The sequence below is a fragment of the Brevundimonas vitisensis genome (genome assembly GCF_016656965.1).
Taxonomy (GTDB): Bacteria; Pseudomonadota; Alphaproteobacteria; order Caulobacterales; family Caulobacteraceae; genus Brevundimonas; species Brevundimonas vitisensis.
The window spans coordinates 1,512,501-1,536,010 of the sequence record NZ_CP067977.1 but is presented as its reverse complement, the minus strand read 5'-3'; the positions used below and the strand labels follow the sequence as shown (position 1 = coordinate 1,536,010).

The following is a 23,510-nucleotide window of genomic DNA, read 5'->3' as shown; positions in this document are numbered from 1 at the left end:
GTCGCGTCCTCAGAACTTGAAGGAGATCATCTTCTTCATCACGAAGATCCCGGCCGCCATCCAGCAGGCCGAACCCAGCAGCATGAACTGGCCGCGCATGTCGGTGAACAGCAGCATCATGTAGGCCGGGGTCGTGATGAAGACGAGGCCCATGACCACGGGCGGAAGCGAGCCGATGATGCCGGCCGAGGCGGTGGCTTCGGAGGCCAAGGCCTTGATCTTCTCGCCCATCATGCGGCGGGCCCGCAGCACGGTAGTCAGGTTGCCCAGGGCCTCGGCCAGATTGCCGCCGGTCTTCTGCTGAATGGCGATGACGATGGTGAAGAACTTCAGTTCCGGCGTCGGCATCCGCTCGTACATCTTGTCCAAAGCCTGAGACAGGGTCAGGCCGACACCGAGCCCCTCCACCAGGCGCTGGAACTCCGGCCCCAAGGGGGCGGGGCTTTCGCGGGCGATGATCTTGAAACAGTCGTGGACCGGCAGGCCGGACTTGATGCCGCGCACGATGACATCGACCGCATTGGCAAATTCGGCCGAGAACTTCTTCATCCGGCTCTTGCCGATGAAACCCACGATCCAGCGCGGCAGGCCCAGGCCGAACACCAGCCCCAGCCCCAGGGCCAGGAACAGGTTCAGTCCGAACAGCAGGGCCAGCAGCAAGGCCGTGATCCCGGCCCCCGCGCTGATGATATAGAAGGTCCTGACCGACAGGCTGAGGCCGGCGTGCTTCAGCTTGGCCCCCATGGTCATGCGGGCCTTGCGCTCGCGGCGCTCGGCATCCTGCAGCTGAAGCATGATCTGCTTGCGGCGCGCCTCGGGCGTATTGGTCGCAGCGGTCGCCTTGCGCGATCCGGTCTGGGTCTTGGCGCCGCCAAAGCTTTGGGCGCGTTTCAGGGCCTGTGTCGAGGAATCGTCTCCGCCGACGAAGACCCAGCCCAGGCTGGCGATGATGACAAAGCCCAGGACGGCCGCAAGTATGGGCAACATATCCGCTACTCCGCCGCGTCGAGGGCTTCGGCCAACTCGCGCTCCAGACCGTAGTAGCGGGCACGGTCCCAGAACCGGGGCCGGGCGATGCCGGTCGAACGGTGGCGGCCGATGATCTTGCCGTTTTCGTCCTCACCCGTGATCTCATAGACGAACAGGTCCTGGGTCACGATCACATCGCCTTCGAGCCCGACGACCTCGGTGATGTGGGTGATACGGCGCGAGCCGTCGCGCAGTCGGGCGGCCTGGATGATGACGTCAACCGAGCCGGTGATCATCTCGCGGATCGTCTTGGACGGCAGGCCGTATCCGCCCATGGTGATCATGGACTCCATCCGGCTGATGGCTTCGCGCGGGCTGTTGGCGTGCAGCGTGCCCATCGAGCCGTCGTGACCCGTGTTCATGGCCTGCAAAAGGTCGAAGGCCTCGGGCCCGCGCACCTCGCCGACAATGATGCGTTCCGGCCGCATCCGCAGACAGTTCTTCACCAGGTCACGCATGGTGATCTGGCCCTGGCCTTCCAGGTTCGGCGGCCGGGTTTCCAGGCGGACCACGTGCGGCTGCTGCAGCTGAAGTTCGGCCGCATCCTCGCAGGTGATGACGCGCTCGGTCGGGTCGATGAAGGCGGTCAGGGTGTTCAGCAGGGTCGTCTTGCCCGAGCCCGTACCGCCCGAGATGACCACATTGCATCGGCAGGCCCCGATGACGCCCAGGACGCGGGCTCCCTCCGGGCTGATGGAGGCATACTCCACCAGGTTCTTCATCGTCAGCTTGTCGCGCTTGAACTTCCGGATCGTCAGGGTCGCGCCGTCAATGGCCAGGGGCGGGGCGATGACGTTGACGCGGCTGCCGTCGGGCAGGCGGGCGTCGCAGATGGGGCTGCTTTCGTCCACGCGTCGGCCGACCTGCGACACGATCCGCTGACAGATGTTCATCAGCTGGGTGTTGTCGCGGAACCGGACATTGGTCAGCTGGACCTTGCCGCCGACCTCGATGAACACCCGGCTGGCGCCATTGACCATGATGTCGGCGATGTCGTCGCGCGCCAGCAGTGGCTCCAGCGGGCCATAACCCAGGACGTCATTGACGATGTCCTGGACCAGATGCTCCTGCTCGGCCACCGACATGGAGACGTTCTTGATCGCCACCAGTTCGGCGACGATGTCGCGGATTTCCTCGGACGCGGCCTTGGTGTCCAGCTGCGCCAGCTGGGCCAGGTCAATGGTGTTCATCAGCGCGTTGAAGATGGTCGTCTTCGTCGCGTGGTAGTAGTCGCTCTGTTCACGGACGATCTCGGTGATCGCCTGAGCCTTCTTCAGCTGGTCGAGGCCAGGGGTCGCGCGCGGACCGGCTCCGGTGCCGGGCGCGGCGGCCGGGGCAGCGGCGGGGCGGGGCGTCGGCCTTGCCGGGCGATTGGCCAGGGCGTCCAAACGGTCTGGGCCATTGGCGGCCGGCTGGGGACGCGGCGCAGCGGCAGGGGCGGAGGCGACCGGGCCGAAATCGTCGACCGGATCGTCCATGCCAAACGCAAAGGGTTCAGCCTGCACGCCATGGCCGACCTGCGGTGCCGGAGCCGGGGCCGGCTGCGGGCGAGGGGCTATGGCGATGCTGCCGGGCTGGCCTGTGCGTTTTCCGAACACGTCGCGGCTCAGCGCTTCTTGAACAGCGAGCCGAAGAGCGAGCTGCCCCCCTCCTTGCTGCCCGAGGCCTTGGCCGCCTTACCCTTCGGGCCGGCGACGGCAGGCAGTTCGCGGCGTGACACGATCTGGGCCAGGGTCTGGAAGGCGTCACCCGTCTTGGACTTGCCGCCCATGTCCAGGATCATCTGGCCGTTGTTGGCGGCCGCCCCGAAAAGCTTCGCATCGAACGGAATGGTCAGGCTGGGGTGGACGCCAAGAGCCGCGCCAAAGTCCTTGGACGGAATCTCGGGCCGTCCCGGCACACCGACCTGGTTCAGAACCAGGCGTGGCGGCGCGTCGTTGGGCCGACCCTGGCGGATCAGGTCGATCATGTTCTTGGCGTTGCGAAGGCTGGCCAGATCGGGCGTGGCCACGATCACCACCTCATCCGCCGCGATCAGTGTGCGGCGCATCCAGCCGGACCACAGATGCGGCAGGTCCAGCACCACGAAGGGTGCGGTCGAGCGGATGCGGGTCGTGACTTCTTCAAAGGCTTCGGGGCTGACGTCCCAGTCGGTGTCCAGGGTCGCCGGAGCCGCAAACAGGCTCAGCTTGTCGGTGCAGCGGACCATCATCCGGTCCAGCAGGACGGGGTCCAGCCGGTCGGGCTGGCTGAGGGCATCGGCCACGCCGTTCAGCGGGTCCTGGTTGAAGTCCAGCCCCGCCGTGCCGAAGGGCAGGTCATAGTCGACGATGACCGTATTGGCCCCGATCCGCTCGCTCATGGCATAGGCGGTGTTGTGGGCCACGACCGATGCGCCCGCCCCTCCGCGCGCGCCGACGAAGGCGATGGAACGTCCGACGAAGGGCTGGTCCGGGTCGTTGAACAGGCCGCCGATGGCCGAAATCAGCTGCAGCGGCTGCAGGGGGGCGACCAGGTATTCGCTGACGCCGCGCCGCATCAGTTCGCGGAACAGCAGGATGTCGTTTGTGGCCCCAATGACTACGACCTTGGTGCCTGCGTCGCAGACCTCGGCCAGCTGATCGACCTCCCACAGCAGGGTCTCGGGGTCCTTCAGGCATTCGACCACGATCAGAGGCGGTGTCGGTTCATGCTGATAGGTGTCGACGGCCGCGGCCACACCGCCGATGCGGATCTGGGTCGTGGCGCGCGACAGGCGGCGGTCCTGGCCCGCACGCTCGGCGGCGGCCAGAGTGTCCTGGCGTTCGGCAAAGACATGGATGGCGATGCGCGGCACCGACACCTCGCCGATGCTCGCTCCCATGTGGGCGGGCGGATTGAAGGCGGCACTGGCCGCTGCGGCCAGTTCACCCACGGGGTTGAAGGCGGCGGGCAGAGTGGATGGCGCCATGGGCGGCGCGGCCATTGCTGGCGCGGCCATGGGGGCCGGGACCGGGCCGGCACCGGCTGGGGCGGTGAACTGCAGCGGCGGGCGCATGGGGGCCGCAGCCGCCTCCTGCCCGGGGAAGGGGGCGACAGGGTCCTGACCATAGCTCATGTCGAGGTCGAACTCGTCCTCGAAGCCGTCAGTGGGGCGTTGGGCGAAGGCGCTGCTCATGAAACGCTATTCCACCGCCCTGGAGATGCGGCCCTCGACCAGTTGTTCCTGGGCCCCGGAACTGCGCTGTCCGCGCCGATAGTTGTCGAACACCACGGCGGCCCGTCCGGTCTCGGCGGGCGTCATGGCGCGCGGCTGGACGATGTCGCGCGGGTTGTCGATCTGGGCCGCCATATTGGCCGTGACCGCACAACCGAAGCCGGGGGCCGTCTCATTGGTGAAGCCGCCGGACATGTTGCCGCGCTGGCTCGCACAGTTGGGGATATAGGCCGTCAAGGTCTCGAACCCGACCAGAATGGGCGCGCGGGGGTCCGGTGCCTCATAGGCCACGACCTGGATACGATCGCCGGGCACGCCCGCCGCCTCGAGCGCCGCCTTGACGCCCCAGGTCCGCTCGGCCGAGACCGGATCACCACCGGACGGGCCCTGAACCACCACCACACCGGCGCCCGACGTGAAGTACCGCCGCGCCAGATCGACCACTGCCGACTGCTGATTGCCGGACAGGCCGCTTTCGTGGACCGCCAGGGCGATGCGGTCCAGGCCCGGTTCCACCTGCAGCGAATAGCGCGACAGGGGCGTCAGGGGCCGCAGGGCCTGATCCTGAAAGGTCGAGCAGGCCGACAAGGCCAGGGCCGAGACGGCAGCGGCCAAGGCGGCATGGCGAGCGTGGGTCTGAAGCACGAGCGTCCTCATTCGATCACATAGCCCACCGGACCGTGCCACTGGCTGGACGGGGCGGGGGCTCCCGGTTGCGACGGGCGGCCATAGGCCTGGGTCAGCTGGCCGAACAGCATGGTCTGGGCGTCATTGGCGATGTGCAGACCGTCGGCCGGCGTCTGCATCTGACCCGGCGAGGTCGGGGAGACGATATAAGCCTCGACGATGATCACCAGTTCGGTCTCGCCCGACAGGAAGTCGCGCGACCGGAACAGCGCCCCCAGCACCGGCAAACTGCCGATGCCCGGCAGTTCGTCGATGTTCTGGCGCGTATCTTCGCGCAGCATGCCTGCGATCATCAGCGACCCGCCCGAGGGCAGTTCCACCGTCGTCGATGAGCGGCGCACGGCCAGGGCCGGGATGACCAGGGCGTTGTCGCTGGTCCCGCCCAGGGTGAAGGCGCCGTTGGTGGTCAGTTCCGACACCTCGGTCGACAGCTGCAGCGAAATCCGTCCCTGCGACAGTACGATCGGCCGGAAAGCCAGGCGCACGCCATAAGGCTTGAACTCGATCAGGATATTGCCGCGGTCATCGCGGCCGACCGGCACGGGGAACTCACCGCCCGCCAGGAATTCGGCGCTTTCGCCGCTGACTGCGGTCTGGTTGGGCTCGGCCAGGATCCGCACCAGGCCCGCCCGCTCAAAGGCGCGCAGAGTGCCGGTGACGCCCTCGCCGTCATTATTGCTGTCGGTATACTGCAGGAAGCCGCCGCCCAGCTGGCTGCCCGAAACGGCAAAGGTCGCCCCGGTCGAGATCTGCACCCCGTCACCGATGGTATCCAGCACCGCATTGACGTCGAAGCCCAGCTGTTTGACCGCAGTGCGCTGCACCTCGATCACCCGGGCACGGACCATGACCTGGTCTGAGCCGGAGATGGTCATCATGTTCAGCACCTTTTCCGGTGCGGAGACGAAGGCGCGGGCCACCTGGGTGGCGCGGTCGGCCTCGGCCGGGCTGGACACCTGGCCGGTCAGGATGATGCTGTCGTTGACGGCCTCGGCGCGGACATTGCTGTCCGGCATGACGCGGCTGAGCGTGTCCTGAAGCGCGGAGACACCGGCATCCACCCGTACCCGCAGGGCCAGGATGGTGCGTCCCGAGGCATCCAGGAAGATGGCGTCGGTCTCGCCGGGGGCCAGGCCGATGATCGTGATACGGCGCGGCGAATGCAGCATGGCCTCGGCCACCGCGGGATTGGACACGATGACGTCGCGGGCGTCCGCAGGCAGATCGACCGCAAAGGATGAGCCGCGCGGCAGATTGATCAGCCGCGCCTCGCCCCCGGCCGAAACGGCCGCGCGGGTCTGAGCCTGAGCGGGCAGGGGCGACACGGCCGCGCCGGTGGCGACGGCGATGGCGGCCAGAGACAGAAGGGCGAAACGGGTCATTGCACCACCACCGTCTGGGCTTCTCCGCCGCGATAGACGCGCACGGCGGTGGTCTGGGTCTGGCGTTGCGGGGCGACGCGGCCGGACGGGCCGCCGGTGTCGGCATAGGAGCGCAGCACCAGCGACAACTCACCCTCCGACTTGGCCAGGGCCAGGGCTTCGGCATCGCCGGGGCTGACCTCCAGGGTGGCGGTCGCGCCGATGACGGTCTGTTCGTCGTCTCCAGCCCGGGTCGACTGGTCGATGGCCAGGACCTTGACGTTCTGCATGACGGTATTGGACGAGAATTTCGCGCGGCTGGAATCGGGTCCGGCTGCATCGACCAGACGCAGTTCGCGCGTCAGCAGCACATCGACCCGGTCGCCCGGCAGGATGAAGCCCCCGGCGGCGGTCTCGACCGTGACGCGGATGGCCATGGCCCGCATGCCCGGCTCCAGATAGGCGGCCATATAGCCGCTGTCCCCGGCGCGAACGATCTTACGGCCGACGATCGGCTCTCCGGCCAGGATGGTCTCGCGCACGACCGATCCGACGTAGTCGGCTTTTGCACCGCCAGTGGCCATGTTGGTGGCAGCGCGCGCCACAGTGGCGACGGCACCCTTGGGCTTGGGCGCATCGGCCGGCTGTTCCTCGCCGCCCTCGACCGGGATGGGCACCGACCCATCGGTGATGAAGGCAGGATTGACCTCGGATACGGGCCAGTCCTTCCAGTCCATGTCGGCATCGGTCAGGCGCTGGCCGGGTTCCAGATCGCGCGCGGCGACCAGGACCTTGGCCATCGGCACCGAAGGGGCAGGGGCAGCGGCCGCGATGGCCGTGGGCTCACCGGACGACGACCCCATGGCGCGCACGACCAGAGCCAGGCCGATGGCCGAGACGGCAGCGATACAGATGACGGCGATACGGGCGGGCTTCATCGACGGTCTCCGGCGGGCTGGACCGGACTCGGATTCGGTCCTTTGTATGCCTGCCGTTAACGACCATGGCCTGTGCGGGTTAACGCGCTCCTAAATCCGTCCCGGATCAGGACTCTCCGCCGCGCCGGGCGCTCAGATTCCAGCGGCGAAACGCATGACCAAGGGCGAGGCCGGATAGGCCATCAGCACCCCCGCCGCGATGGCGACGCCATAGGGAATATCGCCCTTCGGCTCCAGCAGATGGGCCACCCAGCCGGGGGCCCCGGCGACATAGGGCTGGGCCCGGGCCCGCGCGATGACCAGGAAAACGCAGAAGACCCCGCCCATCAGGCCGGTCCACAGGATGAACATGCCCGACCCCGACAGGCCCAGCCACAGACAGGCGGCGGCCATCAGCTTGGCATCGCCCCCGCCGATCAACCGCAGGCCGAACAGGCCGATGCCGACCGCCAGCGCGGCGACGCAAACGCCCAGATGCACGGCCACCTCGCCCAGCGGCAATCCGGCGGCAAAGGCGGCGGGAAAGAACCCCAGGACGACCAGGCCCGAAATCCAGTTCGGTATGGTCATGCTGGTCAGATCCTTCAGTCCGGCCACGATGACCAGGGCAGGCAGGATGGCGAGCAGGGCAAGGGTCACAGTCTCCATGACCCCTTGTGTATCCGGCTGGCGTTAAGGACGGGTTGCCTGTCGTCCTGTGCCGGCGACGGTCAGATCAGTGCGCGGCTCGCGTCCTGCGGGGCGACACGCCCGGAAGCAGGGTCTTGATGAAGAAAAAGACGGCAATCACCACCGCATAGCCCAGGAACAGCGCCAGGGCCGTCATCCAGAACTGCCCCGTCATGATGTCGGGCAGCACAAAGGCCCCGCCATCCAGGACGGGCCGCATCACGCCGACCAGAATATGGGCCAGGGTCGCCCCTGCGGCCGTGCCCCACAGCGACCGCCACGTCGGCATCATCAGGGCGGCAATCAGGGCGATGATCAGCCCTGTGACCTGATTGACGCCGTCGAACCCGCCCTGGGCGAGGGCAAACAACCCCATCAAGAAGGTGCCGATCTGATCGATCAGGGTTTCCATGCCGTCTCTCTATGATCCGCAACCGCCGAGCGTGGCTGCAACGTCAGGGTTAACGCCGGTATGCGGGAATGGCTCCGCCGGTATGGGGAACCCGGGCGGGAAGGATCGCGTTTGCAGCGACATCAGGATTATGTCGCAAAAGAGTCAGTTGGCGAGAGGCCGTATCTCGTGCACACTCGCGGCAGTTAACGGACTGGGAAGGGACCGTTGATGCGTTTGTCGGCTCTCGCCGCCAGTATTGGTGTGATGACAGTGTGTGCCGGATCGGCCGCTGCGCAGACCTCATTTGGGGCCAGCAGCGGTTTGGGCTGGACCGACTCCAGCAGTCCGATCACCGCCCGCCTGAATAGCCAGGCCAGTTTCATCCCCGCCACCGACCGCACCTATGGCCCCGCCGGCCCGGCGCGTGCCGATGTTCAGAGCTTCGCCTCGGCCGATGATTCCCTGTCGCCGTGGGTGGCAACCTCGCGAGACGTCTGGACCTCGACAGATACCCATTCCGACAGGTTCCGAGTGCGTTCTGCCGGCCCCCTGCGTCGCCTGGACGGTGCGCCAGTGCCGACCGGCCCAAGTGACACCCTGGGCGTGCAGGCCGAGGATTACGACGTTTCCTTCGTGCGCGGCTGGCCGACGGTGGTGGGCTATACGCCTTCGGGGCTGGAGGTAAGCGTGACCCCGCACGCCGGGTTCGGCGTCGGCAACCGGGGTGGATCGGCTGAGGCCGGGGCCACGGTTCGCATCGGCCGCGACCTGGACAAGCTGGTGCCCGAAGGTCAGGACGCCTTTGGCGAGCGGGGCCGCTGGTACATCTATGCCGCCGGATCAGGGCGGGCCGTCGGCTATAATTTCGCGCGCAACCGCGATGGCGACTATGCCCGCTCGGGCTACAGCCACGACAGCGGCGTGTTTCTGGGCGATGCCCAACTGGGCGTGGCCTGGCGGCGCGGCGATATGCAAAGCTCGTTCGGCGTCATCTATCGCGAGATCGAGCCTGAAGGCGTGCATGTCGGCAGCCGCAGCGGCATCGACACCGACGTCAGCGAAGGCCTGATTGCCTTCCAACTGTCCATCAAACCCGAATAGGCTGTCCAGGCCGCGCCCAGGCAAGCCTCCGGCCGGTAGCGCCCCAAACCGCGCTCAAGCAGGCCGGCCGGTAGCGCCCTAGAATGTCCGGGCTACGCCTTCACGTCGGTCGTCCGCAGCCCCGTCCCAGGACCAGCCGTCCTGACCTTGCCTCCAGATGCCGCCGTGCAGGCCAGAGTTCTCGGAAGCATTGGGGCGCAGGGTTATTCCCGCCTCTGCCAAGCCCTGGCGGACAGCGGGGCTAAACCGGTCCGTATCGGCACCAAAACCGCCGCCGCGTGCGACCAGATTGGGCAGATCGAAAGCCGCCTGCAGCGGCAGGCCCCAGTCCAGGGCGGCGATGATCGCCTTGGCATTATAGGCCAGAATCGAGGTTCCGCCGGGCGAGCCCAGCGCCCCCACCAGGTGCCCGTCCTGATCCAGAATGATGACCGGTGCCATAGACGACCGCGGTCGTTTGCCCGCAGCCACCGCATTGGCTGCCGCGCCCCCGTCCGGCCTGAGCGGCTGGAAGGAGAAGTCGGTCAGCTGATTATTCAGGAAAAATCCGCCCGATATCCGCCCCGAACCGAACACGCTTTCCACCGTCGTCGTCATGCTGACTGCATTGCCTTCGGCGTCCACCACGACGAAATGCGAGGTTCCGGCCGGCTCGTTGGTCGCATCCGGCGCCCTGAACACGCCGCCCGGCGGAGTGCCCGCCTCGGCTGCCCCGGTCAGGCCGGAGGCCAGAGCCGCACGGCCCGCGACATAGTCCTCGTCCAGCAGGCCCTGAACCGGGACCCCGACAAAGGCCGGATCCCCAACATAGCGATCACGGTCGGCATACATCAGCCGCTGCAGCTGGGAGAAACTGGTCCAGGCGGCCGCATCCTCGGCTCCGCCCAGAATCGTCGGCGTGTGCTCAGCCATGGCCAGAAGTTGCAGGATCGCGACCCCGCTGGACGGCGGCGGCGGCACGCAAATGACGTGGATGCGATAGGGGCGGCACAGCGCTCCCCGCTCGATCGGACGATAGGCCGCCATGTCCGCCGTGGTCAGACCCCCCGGTCGAGGCGCCTCGCCCACGGTGCTCACGATCCCTTCGGCGATCGGACCGGTGTAGAAGGCCTGCGCACCTCCTTGGGCGATCGCAGCCACCGTGTCGGCATAGGCCGGGTTACGCAGAACATCCCCCGCGACATAGCGGCGACCGTCCGGCTTGGTGAAATAGGCCTCGGCCCAGCGGGTTCGGGCCTGACCTCGCTCCAGGGCGATCATCCCTGCCAGGCGGGGGCTGACGATGAAGCCTTCCCGCCCCAGGCGTTCGGCTTCCCCGAACAATTCGCTCCAGGCCAGCTTGCCGTGGGCTCCGTGCGCCATGCCCAGCATGGCCACCACGCCGGGCACGCCCGTCGATCGCCCCGACAGGACCGCGTCCATGAAGCCGAGCGGCCTGCCGTCCTCGTAGAACAGTTCGGGCGTGGCGGCGGCCGGAGCGGTTTCACGCCCGTCATAGGCCGTGACTTCACCCGAGGCGGCGTCGAACACCATCATGAAGGCCCCGCCGCCCAGGCCGGACGACTGCGGCTCCACCAGCCCCAGCACCGCCTGGATCGCCACGGCCGCATCCACCGCCGAACCCCCTTTTCGCAAGACCTGCATGCCCGCCTCGACAGCCAGCGGATTGGCGGCGGACACAAACGGCCCCACAGCCCGAGGTGCCACGGGCGCAGCCGCGGGGACCTGTATCGCCGGCTCGGATCCGTCGCCCAGGGCTTGGCATCCCCCCAGGCCGACCAGGGCAGCCAGGGCCAGCGCTGCCAGCGGGCCCTTGGGTGTCGATAGGGTCGAGATCATAGGCAGCTCCGCACAGACCGTCCTGACCTAGGCCCCAGAGCCTGTTTCGCCAAGGCCTGACCCCTTTCGGGCAGTGCCGAAGCCGACATCCCCCAAATCTTGCGCACAACGGCTTGCACGCCCCGGCCCGACCCGCTAAAGACCCGCCCTCGCCGTTCGCGGCCGTGCGCACCCGTAGCTCAGCTGGATAGAGCACCAGACTACGAATCTGGGGGTCAGGAGTTCGAATCTCTTCGGGTGCGCCATTTTCTTCTTATATTTGAATAGATAAAGATGCGGCGAGTCACGTCGCGTCGCATGCTCGTCTGTAACGGGCCGGATCGTTTCGCATCCAGCCTTTTGAATCGCTTCAATAATAGCAGAAAGAGAGTCTGAGGCTCTCTGGCCCGCTCATCGACCCCATGCCGCGGTCCGCTTCGGTCCCACTGTTTTAGCGGGTGGCGTCCTCCGTGGCGGGCGGCCTCACTCTGCCAGGCAGCCCTTGCCGGCCTACGCGCGCCTTTACGCTCCCCTTATGCGGCGACCACGAACCCGAATGGCGGCCTTACGCCCTCCGGTGGTCTGTTTCCAACGAGACGCGAGAGCCCCGTTGATCTCGATCGCGCTGTTACGCGGAAGCGCGCGACAGGCTGGCGCGTCGCTGGATGTCTGGCTGGAGGTGTCGGCATGGCCGATCTGATTTTTCTGGCGATCGGCGGCGGGGCGTTTGTCGTCTTCGCCGTTCTCGCTGCTGTCCTGAAGCGGGTGTGACGATGCTGGTCGCCATACTCTGGGGCGTCGGCGCGGTCGTCGTCGCCGTCTACATGGTCGCGGCGCTCTTGCGCCCCGAGCGGTTCTAGGGAGCCGCAGCCATGAACATTCAAGGATGGGCGGAGATCGCCCTGACGATCGGTCTGGCCGCCCTGATCGGCTGGCCGATCGGCCTCTACATGTCGCGCGTCTGGAACGGCGAGCGGACCTGGCTCGACCCGGTGATGAAGCCGATCGAAGGCCTGTTCTATCGTGCCGCCGGGGTGAACCCGGCGCACGACCAGGGTTGGCTCGGCTATGCCGGCGCCCTGCTGGCGTTCAACGCGGCGGGGTTCTTCCTGCTCTATGCGCTGCTGCGGTTCCAGAACGTCCTGCCGATCAATCCGCAGGGCTTCGCCGGCCTGTCGCCCGACTTGGCGTTTAATGTCGCCGTCAGCTTCGTCACCAACACCAACTGGCAGTCCTACGGCGGCGAGACGACGATGTCGCACTTCAGCCAGATGGCGGGGCTGACCGCTCAGAACTTCCTCTCCGCCGCGACCGGTGCCGCTATCGCGGCGGCCCTGGCGCGGGCCTTCGTCGCCAATCGCGGCGAGGGGGTCGGCAACTTCTGGGCCGACATGACGCGGACGACGCTCTGGGTGCTTCTGCCCCTGTCGGTGGTCCTCGCGATCGTCCTGGGCGGTCTGGGCGTCACCCAGACGCTGGACGCCTCCGCGACCGCGACGGGACTGGAGGGCGGATCGCAGACGCTGTCGCTGGCGCCCACCGCCAGCCAGCTGGCGATCAAGCAGCTCGGCATCAACGGCGGCGGCATCTTCAACGTCAACTCGGCGCATCCGTTCGAGAACCCGACGCCGCTGACCAATCTGATCACCGCCATCTCGATCAATGTGCTCGGCTGGGCCGCCTTCTTCGCCTTCGGCCGCTGCGTGCTGGCGAAGAAGGATGTGCGGGCACTCGCCGTCGCGGCCCTGGTCCTGCTCAGCCTCTCGGGGGCGGCGATGTATGCGATCGAGACCCAGCCCGCGCCGGCGCTCGTTGCGGCCGGGATCGACGCCTCGGCCAATATGGAAGGCAAGGAAGTTCGCTTCGGGGTCCCGGCATCTGTCGCCTGGGCGACCATGACCACCGGCGCCTCCAACGGCTCGGTCAACTCCATGCACGCCAGCTACATGCCGCTGGGCGGCGGGCTGCAGATGTTCCTGATGCAACTCGGTGAAATCCTGCCGGGTGGGGTAGGCTCGGGGATCGCCGTCATGGTGGTCATGGCCCTGCTCTCGGTCTTTATCGCCGGGCTGATGGTGGGTCGCACGCCTGAATACCTCGGCAAGAAGGTGGAGGCGCGCGAGGTCCAATACGCCATGGTGGCGGTCCTGGTCCTGCCTCTGGCCATTCTCGGCTTCTCGGCCGTGGCGGCGGTTCTTCCGACGGCGCTGGAAGGTCTGCTGAACGACGGTCCGCACGGCCTGTCGGAAATCCTCTACGGCTATACCTCGGCGGCCGCCAACAACGGCTCGGCCTTCGCCGGCCTGACCGCCAACTCGCCGTGGTGGAACACGACCCAGGGCCTGGGCATGCTGATGGGCCGGTTCGTGCCCGCCATCGCCGTGCTGGCCATCGCCGGCAGCCTCGTCGTCAAGCCCAAGCTGGCCCCGAGCACCGGCACTCTGCCGACCCACGGGCCGCTGTTCATCGGGCTGATGGTCGGCGTCATCCTCATCCTCGGCGGGTTGCAGTTCTTCCCCGCCCTCGCCCTTGGCCCCCTCGTCGAGCATTTCCAGATGCTCGCCGTCGTGGCCGGGCTCTGATCGGACCCCTGACATGACTTTCGCAAACCCCGAACTGCCGGGCGAGCCTGCTCGAGCCGCGCCTCTTGCGGGGGGCCTGTCCGGTCCCCTGCTGGGTCGCGCGCTCGGCGACGCCTTCGTCAAGCTGGATCCCCGCCGCCTGCTGCGGAACCCGGTGATCTTCACCACCTGGATCGTGGCCCTGCTGGCGACGGGCTCGGCCATCGCCGCCATTGTCTCCGGCGAGGCCGCCGGCTTCGCCCTCCAACTGGCGGTCTGGCTGTGGGCGACCGTTCTGTTCGCCAACATCGCCGAAAGCGTCGCCGAAGGGCGGGGTAAGGCGGCGGCGGACTCGCTGCGGGCTACCCGCGTCACCACCAAGGCCAAGCTGATCGTCGATCCGGCCACCAGCCTGACGGTCCCGACCCCGGCCGGAGAGCTTCAGGTGGGCTCGGTCGTCCTGGTCGAGGCCGGGGACGTCATCCCCTCTGACGGCGAGATCATCGAAGGCATCGCCTCGGTCAACGAGGCTGCGATCACCGGGGAGAGCGCGCCCGTGATCCGTGAAAGCGGCGGCGACCGCTCGGCGGTCACCGGCGGCACCACCGTGGTGTCGGACTGGATCAAGGTGCGCATCACTTCGGCGCCGGGCTCGACCTTCCTCGACCGCATGATTTCCATGGTCGAGGGTGCCAACCGCCGGAAGACGCCGAACGAACTGGCGCTGTCCGTGCTGCTCGCGGGCCTGACCCTGGTGTTCCTGATCGCGGTGGTGACGTTGGTGGGGCTGGGCGCATATTCCGGCATCACGCTGGATCCGATTGTGCTGGGCGCCCTGTTCATCACCCTGATCCCGACAACCATCGGGGGGCTCCTTTCGGCCGTCGGCATCGCCGGGATGGACCGGTTGCTGAAGGTCAATGTTCTGGCCACCTCGGGTCGCGCGGTCGAGGCCGCCGGCGACGTCGACACTCTGCTGCTCGACAAGACCGGCACCATCACCTTCGGCAACCGCATGGCGACCGAGGTGATCCATGTCCCCGGCGTTCGCCCCGAGGCCGCCTTGCGCGCCGCCGTCATGGCCTCCCTCGCCGACGAGACGCCCGAGGGCCGTTCGATCATCGAGCTGGGCCGCAACGCCGCTCTGTCCGCTGATCTGCCCGAAGGCGCCAGGGCCATCCCGTTCTCGGCGACGACCCGGCAGTCGGGCGTAGATGCGGACGGCAAGTCCTGGCGGAAGGGCGCGGTCGACGCCGTGCTCCGGTCGCTGAACCTGGAGGAGAAGGACGCCCCGGCCGAGTTCCGTCAGGAGGTGGACCGCATCGCCCGCTCCGGCGGAACGCCGCTGGCCGTGGTCGAGGACGGCGTTCTCGTCGGCGTCATCCACCTGAAGGACGTGATCAAGCCCGGCATGAAGCAGCGGTTCGCCGACCTGCGCCGCATGGGCCTGCGCACCGTCATGATCACCGGCGACAACCCGGTCACCGCCGCCGCCATCGCTTCTGAAGCGGGGGTCGACGACTACCTCGCCGAGGCTACGCCCGAGGACAAGATGCGCCTCATCAAGGCCGAACAGGCCAAGGGCCGGCTGGTCGCGATGTGCGGGGACGGCGCCAACGACGCCCCCGCGCTGGCCCAGGCCGACGTCGGCGTGGCCATGCAGACCGGCGCCCAGGCCGCCCGCGAGGCCGGCAACATGGTCGACCTCGACAGCGACCCGACCAAGGTCATCGAGATCGTCGAGGTCGGCAAACAGCTGCTGATCACGCGCGGCGCCCTGACGACCTTCTCGATCGCAAACGACGTGGCGAAGTATTTTGCCATCATCCCGGCGATGTTCGTGGTCGCCCTGCCGGCGCTCGGCGCGCTCAACGTCATGGGGCTGCACAGCCCCGAGAGCGCCATCCTGTCGGCGGTGATCTTCAACGCCCTGGTGATCGTCGCCCTGATCCCGCTGGCCCTGCGCGGGGTCAAATACCGCGCCATCGGGGCCGGGGCGCTGCTGTCCCGCAACCTGCTGATCTACGGCCTCGGCGGCCTGATCGCCCCGTTCGTCGGCATCAAACTCATCGACGTCGTCATCTCCGGCCTTGGCCTGGCGTGACCTCTTCCAATCACAGAGTGATTTCCATGACACGCAAACCCCGCTTCAAGGCCGCTGGCCGTAACGATCTCTGGTTCGCCGGCGCCTGTCTGGTCGCTCTGGTCGTCTGGGGCATCGCCTCCGAGGCCGACGCCCAGACCGTCGCCGAACCCTCCAGCCCTTCGATCGCCTGGAATGTCGCCGCCAGTTCCGACTACGTCTTCCGAGGCGTCAGCCAGACCGAGGAGGACGCCGCGATCTCGGGCGGCGTCGATCTGGCCAGCGGAACCTTCTACGCCGGCGCCTGGGCCTCCAACGTCGCCTTCCCCGGCGATCCGGACACCAACGCCGAGGTCGATGTCTACGCCGGCATCCGTCCCGAGTTCGCGGGTTGGGTCTGGGACTTTGGCGCGGTCGGCTATTTCTACACCGGCCAGCCCGACGGCGCCGACTACGACTATGTGGAAGTGAAGGCTGCGGCCTCGCGCGCCATCGGTTCGGCCACCATCGGCGCCGCCGTCTACTGGTCGCCCGACTTCTTTGGCGCCGCCGAGGATGAGGCGACCTATTTCGAGGCCAGCGCCACCTTCTCGCCGGCCGACAGATGGACGGTCTCTGGCGCCGTGGGACGCCAGTTCCTGTCCTCGGACTTCGACTACACGACTTGGAACCTGGGCGTGGCCCGGCAGCTGACCGACAACCTCGCTCTCGACGTCCGCTATCACGACACCGACGAGCACCCCTTCGGCGACATCTACGGCAGCCGCGCCGTGGCCTCGCTGAAGGCGGCCTTCTAGAGGACGACGCCCATGCTCCGCCAACTCCGTCCCGCGATCGTCATGATCGCCCTTTTCACCCTCCTGCTCGGCGTGGCCTATCCGTTGGCCATCACCGGCGTCGCCCAGGTCGCCTTCCCGTCACAGGCCGACGGCAGCCTGATCCGCGACGCCCAGGGTCGGGTGGTCGGCTCGGCCCTCATCGGCCAGCCGTTCGCCGAGGCGCGCTATCTGCACCCGCGCCCCTCGGCCGCCGGAGACGGCTATGACGCCTCGGCCTCCTCGGGGTCGAACCTGGGCCCGCTCAACACAGACCTGGCCGAGCGCATCAAGACCGACGCCGCCGCCGTCCGGGCCGACACGGGCGCGACGGTCATCCCTGCCGACGCCGTGACCACCTCGGCCTCGGGCCTCGACCCCCACATCTCTCCGGCTTACGCTCGGCTTCAGGCGGCGCGCGTGGCGCAGGCGAGAAGGGTGGATGTGCGCGTGGTGCAGCAGGTGATCGACGCCAACACCGAGGGTGCCCTGCTCGGCTTCATCGGCCAGCCGCGCGTCAACGTGCTGCTGACCAACCGGGCGCTCGACGCCCGCTTCCCCGCGGCGACCTGACTTGCCTGCCGCACCGCCCGGTCCCGAGCCCTCGCCGGTCGATCTGACGCGACCGAAACGCGGGCGGCTTAAGGTGTTCCTCGGCATGTCGCCGGGGGTCGGCAAGACCTATGAAATGCTGCGCGCCGCCCGACGCCGAAAGGCCGAGGGCGGCGACGTCGTTGTCGGGGTCGTCGAGACCCATGGCCGACGCGAGACCGAAAGCCTGCTGCGCGGGATGGAGGTGATGCCGAGGGCCCCGATCGACTACAAGGGCCGCGCCCTGATGGAGTTCGATATCGACGCGGCCCTAACGCGCAAGCCCGACCTGCTGCTCGTCGATGAATATGCCCACTCCAACGTCCCCGGCTCGCGCCACCCCAAACGCTGGCAGGATGTTGAGGAGGTTCTATCCGCCGGCATCGACGTCTGGACCACGCTGAACGTTCAGCATCTGGAGAGTCTGTCCGACGTGGTGCTGCGTATCACGGGCGTGCGGCAGCGCGAGGCCGTGCCCGACAGCGCCCTGAGCGGCGCCGACGACATCGAGGTTGTTGACATCACCCCCGACGAACTGCGCAAGCGCCTTGCCGAGGGCAAGGTCTATGTGCCCGAGACCGCGCGCATCGCTTCGGAGAATTTCTTCAAGGTCGAGAACCTGACCGCCCTGCGCGAGATGGCGCTGCGGCGGGCGGCCCAGACCATTGACGACCAGTTGCTGGCGACCCTGCGGGAGCGGGGCGTCGAGGGACCTTGGGCGGCGGGAGAGCGCATCTTGGTCCTGGTCGGCGGCGATCCGATCGCTTCGTCTCTGGTTCGCGCCGGTCGACGGCTTTCCGACATGACCATGGACGCGCCCTGGACCGTCGCGCATGTCGAACGCCCCAATCAACCGGTGTCGAAGCCCGAAGGCCGCGCGAGAGTCAGCGAGGCCTTCGCACTGGCCGAGCAACTGGGCGGACGCACGGTCGTCCTGACCGGTGACGACGTCGTCGGCACGGTGATGGACTACGCCGATCGCAACAATGTCACCCAGATCGTGATCGCCAAGGGCCGGGACAGTCGCATCAGCGAGGTTCTGGGCCGATCGCTGGCGGCTGAACTGTTGCGTTCGGCTCGAGGCGTCGCCCTGCACATCGTCACCGAGCCGGGCAACGTCCCCGTGGACCGCCCGGCCAGGATCGCTGGCATCCAGCAGCCCGGGCACTGGCGGGGCTATGCGGTCGGCGCGGCCTTCATCGGCGCCGCCACGGCCCTCGCCTATGCGCTCGACCGGGTGTTCGAGCGGGTCGATCTGGGCGTCCTATACCTGTCCGCCGTTCTGGCCGCCGGGGTCCTTTATGGCCTGAGACCGGCGCTTGCGGCGGCGACGGTCGCCTTCCTGACCTACAACTTCCTGTTCCTGGAGCCACGCTACACCTTCCTGATCGGGTCCCCGACGGACATCCTGACCCTGATCGTGTTCTGGGCGGTGGCTTCGGTCACCGGCGGGTTGGCGGGCCGGGTCCGCGACCAGGCCCGACGGGCTCAACGGCGCGCCTCCGCCGTCTCGGCCCTGCTCGCCGCCAGCCAGGCCCTGGCCGATGCCGAGGATCGCCTGGAGACCGCCCAGGTGCTCGCCGAACAGACCGCCGCCGCAGCCGGAGCCAAGGCGATCGTCCTCCTGCCCGTCGATGACGAGCTGACGCCCGTGGCGGGCGCGCCGACACTGGACCAGCTGGACGCCGCAACCCTGGCCGCCGCGCGCTGGGCCTGGGAGCGCGGCGAACCGGCGGGTTTCGGCACGGGAACCTTGCCACAGACCGGCTGGACGTTTCGTCCTCTGCAAGGTGTGCGCTCACGCGCCGGCGTTGCGGGCATTGAAGCCCAGGCCCTGGCACCTGGATCGGACGAGGAGCGGCTGGCGCTGGCTCTGCTCGACCAAGGCGCCGTGGCGCTGGAACGGGCGCAACTGGCCGGCGACGCCGTCGAGTCCGAGACCCTGCGTCGCACAGACCGCTTTCGCGGGGCCCTGATGAACTCGGTCAGTCACGATCTGCGCACGCCGCTCTCGACCGTGCTCGGGGCCGCCACCACCCTGATCGACTTTGGCCCGACCCTGAAGCCCGAGGTGCGTAAGGACCTGCTTTTCAGCATCCGCGAGGAGGCCGAGCGCCTCAGCCGCTACGTCGGCGACCTGCTGGACATGACCCGGCTCGAAGGCGGGGCGCTCAATATCAAGGCCGACTGGACCGATGTCCGCGATGTCCTGAACGCGGCCGCCGAGCGTGTCTCGCGCCGGCTCGGCTCCCGCCGACTGACCCGTGACTTTCCCGCTCAACTCAGCATGGTCAGCCTCGACCAGGGGCTGCTGGAGCAGGCGCTGGTCAACATCCTTGAGAATGCCATCGCCTACAGCCCCGATGGCTCCACGATCGAACTGGCCGCCTATGAAGATCGGGGTTCGGTGGTCATCAGCATCGAGGACGAAGGCAAGGGCATCCCCACGGCCGAGCTGGAACGGGTGTTCGACAAATTCCGCCGCATGGACGAGCAACCCGACCGCTCCAAGGGAGCCGGTCTCGGTCTCGCCATCGCCAAGGGGTTCGTCGAGGCCATGAACGGCCGGATCGCCGCCGCCAGCCCGATCGTGGACGACCACGGCACCCGTGTCCTGATCAGCCTGCCCAAGTCCATCGCCACCCATCCGGACCTGCTATAGAGCCCCATGTCGGCCGTCAGACCCCGCATCCTCGTCATCGACGACGAACCGCAAATCCACCGCTTCCTGTCACCCGCGCTGGACGCCGCCGGCTACGAGCCGAAGCGGGCGGACAGCGGTCAGGAAGGCCTGCGCGGTATCGCCCTCTGGAGCCCCGACGCCGTGGTGCTTGACCTTGGCCTTCCCGACATGGACGGCAAGGATGTGCTTGTCCGGGCCCGCGAGTTCTACACCGGGCCGATCATCATCCTGTCCGCCCGTGACCGCGAGGCCGAGAAGATCGAGGCGCTTGACCTCGGCGCCAACGACTATGTCGAAAAGCCCTTCGGCGTCGGCGAACTGCTGGCCCGCATCCGCGCTGGGCTTCGCCAGGCCTCGGTCCCAAAGGCCCACAAAGGACCCATCGTCGTCGGCGACGTGACCATCGATCTGGAACGCCGGCTGGTGACGCGTTCCGGCCAGCCCGTGCGCCTGACCCCCAAAGAATACGACCTGCTCGGCCACCTCGCCCGGCATGCCGGCAAGCTCGTCGGTCACGCCGACCTGCTCACGGCCGTCTGGGGTGCCGCCCATGCCGCCGACACTCAATATCTGCGCGTCGTCATCGGCCAGCTGAGGCACAAGCTGGAAGCCGACCCTGCCCAGCCCCGGCTGATCCTGACCGAACCCGCCGTCGGCTACAGACTTCAGGTCTGAGGCGGGCCAAATACCGTTTCGGAGCATCTGGCAGACACGGCCAGGACCTTCGGCGCGATCTGTAACCCGAGCCGCTGCAGACTTAGCCTGGCATCGGTTGTTACAGTCGAAGTTTCGTAAGCTTTTGAATTTGATCGACTCTTCGCCAGACTGCGAATCTGAGGGTCGGACGTTCGAATCGTTCCGGGCGCGCCATTTATTTCCTGTCGGATTTCACGACAGGTCTTTTTTCGTCAGTAAAGACTAGAGCCGAAGCCCGTTGTAGCGGCTGCCGGGCTTAGGCGTTGAGCGGCAGGATCGGTCATTTGGCGGGGCCAGTTGAAGCGCTCCACCCCGCGGCTGTTTCGCATGCAGCCGAATGCCCCGGACTCCGCTGAAAGGCGTGCCCGTCGTCCGATCAGCAGTCTTCAGAACCGAGTTGAGCCTTGGGCTTAGGCCATACCCTCAACCCCAGGCCGTGGTCGGCCTCTGGCTGAGGGCGTTCGCGATCGCGATCGCCAGGTGCGCCCTGCGATAGGGTTTCTGAATAAACGGCCACCCGGCCTGACGCAGGCGCCCCTGCGAAATGATCTGGTCCTCCGTATAGCCGGAGGTGAACAGCACGCGCAGGTCGGGCCGCAGCAGCCGGCTCCGGTCGGCCAGTTGGCGGCCATTCATCCCGCCCGGCATCTCCACATCCGTGAACAGCAGGTCGATGCTGCCGTCACGGCCGATCATCTGCGTAGCGGTCACGCCGTCGGGCGCCTGGCTGACGGTGTAACCCAGACCCTTCAAATAGTTGGCGACGCTGATGCGGACGGTGTCATCGTCTTCCACGACCAGTATATGCGCGGCGCCTTGCGGCGCAGTCGGGGCCGGCACCGGCGTCTTGCGGTCCGTGGAAGCCGTTGTGCAAGGCAGGTAAATGCTGACCGAGGTCCCGTCATCGGGCCGGGAGACGATCGCCACCTGTCCGCCGGACTGCTGGGCGAAGCCATAGACCATGCTGAGGCCGAGGCCCGAGCCGTCACGGTCGCTCTTGGTCGTGAAGAAGGGCTCGATGGCGCGTTCCAGGACATCCGCCGACATGCCGTGGCCGGTGTCCACAACGGCGATGATGACATAGTCGCCCGGCGCGAGCCGCAGCGCCTCGGCCTCCCTGACACCAAGCTTCGTTGTCCGGGCGGAGAGGGTGATGGTGCCGCCCTGCGGCATGGCGTCCCGGGCGTTCAGGCAAAGATTGAACACCGCCGCTTCCAGTTGGGCGAAGTCGACCCGGCACGTCAGGCGGGCCTTCGCGTCGACGTCCAACGTCACCTGCACCGCGCTGCCCAGGCCCGCCTCGATCAGTCGGTTCATTCCGTTCAGGAGCACGCCGATGTCGACCACTTCCGGCGAGAGCGACTGCCGTTTGGAGAAGGCCAGCAATCTCTTGATCAACTCCGTTCCTCGCTCGGCGGCGCCCAGCACCAGGCCGGCCTGCGCCTTCTGCTCCGCGTCCTGTGACGAGCCGGCGAGAATGGCCTCGGCGGCGATCGTTGAAACGGTCAGCAGATTGTTGAAGTCGTGCGCGATCCCGGCGGTGATACGGCCGAGCGCCTCCATCTTCTAGGCATGGCGGAGCTCACGCTCCTTCTTGAGCTCTTCGGTGACGTCGCGTCCGACGGCATAGATGGCGTTCAACTCGGGCGACTGGACGGCGGACCAGCGCATCTTCACGGCGGTGCCGTCGCGGTGGGTCAGCCGCAACTCCTGCTTCTGGACCGTGGCGTGCGCCGTCGCCCGCTCGAATACCGCAGAGGCCTGGCGACGGTCATCGGCGTGTACAAGCTCGAGAAGGTCGCGCCCCATCAGCTCGTCGGGCGCGTACCCCAGAATGCCATTGCAGCTGGAGCTGATGAGACTGATCCGTCCAGCCTCGCCCAAAGCGCAGATCAGGTCCGGAGAATGCTCCAGGATCGCATTGAGCGTCTGGTTGGCGGTGCGCAGGGCCTTCTTGAGTTCGACGACGTCCGATCCATCGGCGCCCGCTGCGCCATATCCGTCCACCAAACTCACGCCTAGGCCCCCAACCTCTACTCAACAGCTGCGGCTTAGCTTGCTGAAGGTGATTTGGTTCCACAAAAATCTGGCCGGGCAGGCGCATGGCCCCGACGGAGTGCGCCGCTAGTTGGCCTTACGGCGCGCACCGCAACGGCCCCTTCCGGCTCTCAGCGGATCAGGCGTACCACGGCCCCCTCGGCCGCATCGGACTGGCCATTGGCCAGGGCGCGCACGACCTCTGCCGCCTTTTGCAAACCCTGATGCTCGACAATGCGGATCCACGGCGAGACCGGATCGACGACGCGTTCGAAGAAGGCGCGCTGATCGGCAAAAAAGCGCTCATAGAAGGCACGCAGGGTTCCCCGCTCCCGGTGGGCGTCCAGGCAGGTGGCGGCGAAGAAGAATTCGGGCCGAGGGCCGATCAGGTCGGGGTCGTCACCGGGAAAGGCATCACCCTGTGTCGAGCCGACCAGACAGTCATAGGTCAGGTTGGCGCCGAAATGGGCGTGAACCCGTCGCCGCAGCACGGGGTCGCCGGCGAGGTCGAGATAGAGGGTAGGGACGGCGCTCGGCAGGATCTCGATATCGTCATAGCTGTGAACCCCCTGATAGGCCTGCAGGCTTTCGACGAAGGCGCGGTTGCGATTGCCGGTCAGGGCGACCAGCGTGACGTCTTCGCGTGACAGGCACCATGCCGCGCCATAGGCCGTCTTGGACGAGGCGCTGGACACCACGACCTGTTTTGCGCCGAAGAAGGCATGCTCCCGCAGGAAGTCGACCGCCGTGTAGGAGGTGATGAACAGGGGCCGGAACAATGCCTCTGCATTCTCCAGGGCCGCGTCATAGTTGGCGTCGCCCGCACACAGGACATAGCGGTTATAGATGTC

At 67.3% G+C, this 23,510-nt stretch carries 20 protein-coding genes and 1 tRNA gene (1 of these 21 only partly in view); 9 read left to right on the top strand and 12 right to left on the bottom strand.

The features are described 5' to 3' along the window. Positions 1-9 precede the first annotated feature (9 nt). The 8 genes from JIP62_RS07765 to JIP62_RS07730 all read right to left on the bottom strand — a co-directional run bounded on the left by JIP62_RS07765 (position 10) and on the right by JIP62_RS07730 (position 8,292). The gene (locus JIP62_RS07765) at positions 10-987 is read right to left on the bottom strand and encodes a type II secretion system F family protein (RefSeq protein ID WP_201101470.1); all 978 of its coding nucleotides are present in this window, start codon (positions 985-987) and stop codon (positions 10-12) included. A gap of 5 nt (positions 988-992) precedes the next feature. Continuing rightward, on the bottom strand, positions 993-2,627 hold the full coding sequence (locus JIP62_RS07760) for a CpaF family protein (protein ID WP_201101468.1): 1,635 nt from the start codon (positions 2,625-2,627) through the stop codon (positions 993-995). Positions 2,628-2,635: 8 nt separating this feature from the next. Further along, positions 2,636-4,186, bottom strand: a complete 1,551-nt coding sequence (locus tag JIP62_RS07755; protein WP_201101466.1) for an AAA family ATPase — start codon at positions 4,184-4,186, stop codon at positions 2,636-2,638. A 6-nt stretch (positions 4,187-4,192) separates the two neighbouring features. Next, on the bottom strand, positions 4,193-4,870 hold the full coding sequence (locus JIP62_RS07750) for a CpaD family pilus assembly protein (protein ID WP_230974687.1): 678 nt from the start codon (positions 4,868-4,870) through the stop codon (positions 4,193-4,195). A gap of 8 nt (positions 4,871-4,878) precedes the next feature. Further along, complete coding sequence (locus tag JIP62_RS07745; protein ID WP_201101463.1) at positions 4,879-6,294, bottom strand: type II and III secretion system protein family protein; 1,416 nt, start codon at positions 6,292-6,294, stop codon at positions 4,879-4,881. Further along, complete coding sequence (gene cpaB, locus JIP62_RS07740) at positions 6,291-7,211, bottom strand: Flp pilus assembly protein CpaB (protein ID WP_201101462.1); 921 nt, start codon at positions 7,209-7,211, stop codon at positions 6,291-6,293. Before cpaB ends, JIP62_RS07745 begins: the two co-directional genes overlap by 4 nt. A 132-nt stretch (positions 7,212-7,343) precedes the next feature. Further along, entirely contained in the window at positions 7,344-7,859 is a 516-nt protein-coding gene (locus JIP62_RS07735) for an A24 family peptidase (protein WP_201101460.1), read from the bottom strand. 67 nt (positions 7,860-7,926) lie between these two features. After that, on the bottom strand, positions 7,927-8,292 hold the full coding sequence (locus tag JIP62_RS07730) for a hypothetical protein (protein WP_201101453.1): 366 nt from the start codon (positions 8,290-8,292) through the stop codon (positions 7,927-7,929). A gap of 210 nt (positions 8,293-8,502) precedes the next feature. Here JIP62_RS07730 and JIP62_RS07725 point away from each other — a divergent pair, with 210 nt between their 5' ends. Continuing rightward, positions 8,503-9,375, top strand: a complete 873-nt coding sequence (locus tag JIP62_RS07725) for a lipid A-modifier LpxR family protein (RefSeq protein WP_230974686.1) — start codon at positions 8,503-8,505, stop codon at positions 9,373-9,375. 78 nt (positions 9,376-9,453) lie between these two features. Here JIP62_RS07725 and JIP62_RS07720 read toward each other — a convergent pair whose 3' ends face one another. Further along, a complete protein-coding gene (locus tag JIP62_RS07720) occupies positions 9,454-11,214 on the bottom strand; it encodes a gamma-glutamyltransferase family protein (RefSeq protein ID WP_201101451.1) in 1,761 nt (586 codons plus the stop codon). 168 nt (positions 11,215-11,382) lie between these two features. On the opposite strand from JIP62_RS07720, the gene JIP62_RS07715 reads away from it, so the two are divergent. The 8 genes from JIP62_RS07715 (at position 11,383) to JIP62_RS07680 (ending at position 20,601) form a co-directional block, all read left to right on the top strand. Continuing rightward, positions 11,383-11,459 (top strand) — tRNA-Arg (locus JIP62_RS07715). Between the two features lie 507 nt (positions 11,460-11,966). Continuing rightward, the gene (locus JIP62_RS07710) at positions 11,967-12,053 is read left to right on the top strand and encodes a potassium-transporting ATPase subunit F (RefSeq protein ID WP_332640023.1); all 87 of its coding nucleotides are present in this window, start codon (positions 11,967-11,969) and stop codon (positions 12,051-12,053) included. A gap of 12 nt (positions 12,054-12,065) precedes the next feature. After that, the gene (gene kdpA / locus JIP62_RS07705; RefSeq protein ID WP_201101450.1) at positions 12,066-13,775 is read left to right on the top strand and encodes a potassium-transporting ATPase subunit KdpA; all 1,710 of its coding nucleotides are present in this window, start codon (positions 12,066-12,068) and stop codon (positions 13,773-13,775) included. A 13-nt stretch (positions 13,776-13,788) separates the two neighbouring features. Beyond that, a complete protein-coding gene (kdpB, locus tag JIP62_RS07700) occupies positions 13,789-15,858 on the top strand; it encodes a potassium-transporting ATPase subunit KdpB (protein WP_201101448.1) in 2,070 nt (689 codons plus the stop codon). Positions 15,859-15,884: 26 nt separating this feature from the next. Continuing rightward, positions 15,885-16,634: a TorF family putative porin gene (locus JIP62_RS07695; RefSeq protein ID WP_201101446.1), complete on the top strand. Its 750-nt coding sequence runs from the start codon at positions 15,885-15,887 to the stop codon at positions 16,632-16,634. Between the two features lie 12 nt (positions 16,635-16,646). After that, the gene (kdpC, locus tag JIP62_RS07690; protein WP_201101444.1) at positions 16,647-17,225 is read left to right on the top strand and encodes a potassium-transporting ATPase subunit KdpC; all 579 of its coding nucleotides are present in this window, start codon (positions 16,647-16,649) and stop codon (positions 17,223-17,225) included. 85 nt (positions 17,226-17,310) lie between these two features. Then, entirely contained in the window at positions 17,311-19,905 is a 2,595-nt protein-coding gene (locus JIP62_RS07685; RefSeq protein WP_201101443.1) for a sensor histidine kinase, read from the top strand. Between the two features lie 6 nt (positions 19,906-19,911). After that, positions 19,912-20,601 carry a response regulator gene (locus tag JIP62_RS07680; RefSeq protein WP_201101441.1) on the top strand — a complete coding sequence of 230 codons (690 nt, stop codon included), beginning with the start codon at positions 19,912-19,914 and terminating at the stop codon, positions 20,599-20,601. Between the two features lie 444 nt (positions 20,602-21,045). Here the strand turns inward: JIP62_RS07680 and JIP62_RS07675 are convergent, their stop codons facing one another. From JIP62_RS07675 to JIP62_RS07665, 3 genes are all read right to left on the bottom strand, one after another. After that, entirely contained in the window at positions 21,046-22,185 is a 1,140-nt protein-coding gene (locus JIP62_RS07675) for an ATP-binding protein (protein ID WP_201101439.1), read from the bottom strand. A gap of 3 nt (positions 22,186-22,188) precedes the next feature. Continuing rightward, on the bottom strand, positions 22,189-22,638 hold the full coding sequence (locus JIP62_RS07670; protein ID WP_201101437.1) for a PAS domain S-box protein: 450 nt from the start codon (positions 22,636-22,638) through the stop codon (positions 22,189-22,191). Positions 22,639-22,790: 152 nt separating this feature from the next. Then, a protein-coding gene (locus tag JIP62_RS07665; protein WP_201101436.1) for a DUF2855 family protein crosses the window boundary here: on the bottom strand, positions 22,791-23,510 show its 3' portion. 381 nt of this gene lie beyond the right edge of the window; the window shows 720 of its 1,101 coding nt (coding positions 382-1,101); its start codon lies off the right edge, out of view — the gene reads right to left on this strand; the stop codon is at positions 22,791-22,793.

Excerpts from the sequence above, each read along its gene's own strand:
- JIP62_RS07765 (WP_201101470.1), bottom strand. The coding sequence starts at position 987 with ATGTTGCCCATACTTGCGGCCGTCCTGGGCTTTGTCATCATCGCCAGC.
- JIP62_RS07755 (WP_201101466.1), bottom strand. The coding sequence starts at position 4,186 with ATGAGCAGCGCCTTCGCCCAACGCCCCACTGACGGCTTCGAGGACGAG.
- JIP62_RS07745 (WP_201101463.1), bottom strand. The coding sequence starts at position 6,294 with ATGACCCGTTTCGCCCTTCTGTCTCTGGCCGCCATCGCCGTCGCCACC.
- cpaB (WP_201101462.1), bottom strand. The coding sequence starts at position 7,211 with ATGAAGCCCGCCCGTATCGCCGTCATCTGTATCGCTGCCGTCTCGGCC.
- JIP62_RS07735 (WP_201101460.1), bottom strand. The coding sequence starts at position 7,859 with ATGGAGACTGTGACCCTTGCCCTGCTCGCCATCCTGCCTGCCCTGGTC.
- JIP62_RS07730 (WP_201101453.1), bottom strand. The coding sequence starts at position 8,292 with ATGGAAACCCTGATCGATCAGATCGGCACCTTCTTGATGGGGTTGTTT.
- JIP62_RS07725 (WP_230974686.1), top strand. The coding sequence starts at position 8,503 with ATGCGTTTGTCGGCTCTCGCCGCCAGTATTGGTGTGATGACAGTGTGT.
- JIP62_RS07720 (WP_201101451.1), bottom strand. The coding sequence starts at position 11,214 with ATGATCTCGACCCTATCGACACCCAAGGGCCCGCTGGCAGCGCTGGCC.
- JIP62_RS07710 (WP_332640023.1), top strand. The coding sequence starts at position 11,967 with ATGCTGGTCGCCATACTCTGGGGCGTCGGCGCGGTCGTCGTCGCCGTC.
- kdpA (WP_201101450.1), top strand. The coding sequence starts at position 12,066 with ATGAACATTCAAGGATGGGCGGAGATCGCCCTGACGATCGGTCTGGCC.
- kdpB (WP_201101448.1), top strand. The coding sequence starts at position 13,789 with ATGACTTTCGCAAACCCCGAACTGCCGGGCGAGCCTGCTCGAGCCGCG.
- JIP62_RS07695 (WP_201101446.1), top strand. The coding sequence starts at position 15,885 with ATGACACGCAAACCCCGCTTCAAGGCCGCTGGCCGTAACGATCTCTGG.
- kdpC (WP_201101444.1), top strand. The coding sequence starts at position 16,647 with ATGCTCCGCCAACTCCGTCCCGCGATCGTCATGATCGCCCTTTTCACC.
- JIP62_RS07685 (WP_201101443.1), top strand. The coding sequence starts at position 17,311 with ATGTCGCCGGGGGTCGGCAAGACCTATGAAATGCTGCGCGCCGCCCGA.
- JIP62_RS07680 (WP_201101441.1), top strand. The coding sequence starts at position 19,912 with ATGTCGGCCGTCAGACCCCGCATCCTCGTCATCGACGACGAACCGCAA.
- JIP62_RS07675 (WP_201101439.1), bottom strand. The coding sequence starts at position 22,185 with ATGGAGGCGCTCGGCCGTATCACCGCCGGGATCGCGCACGACTTCAAC.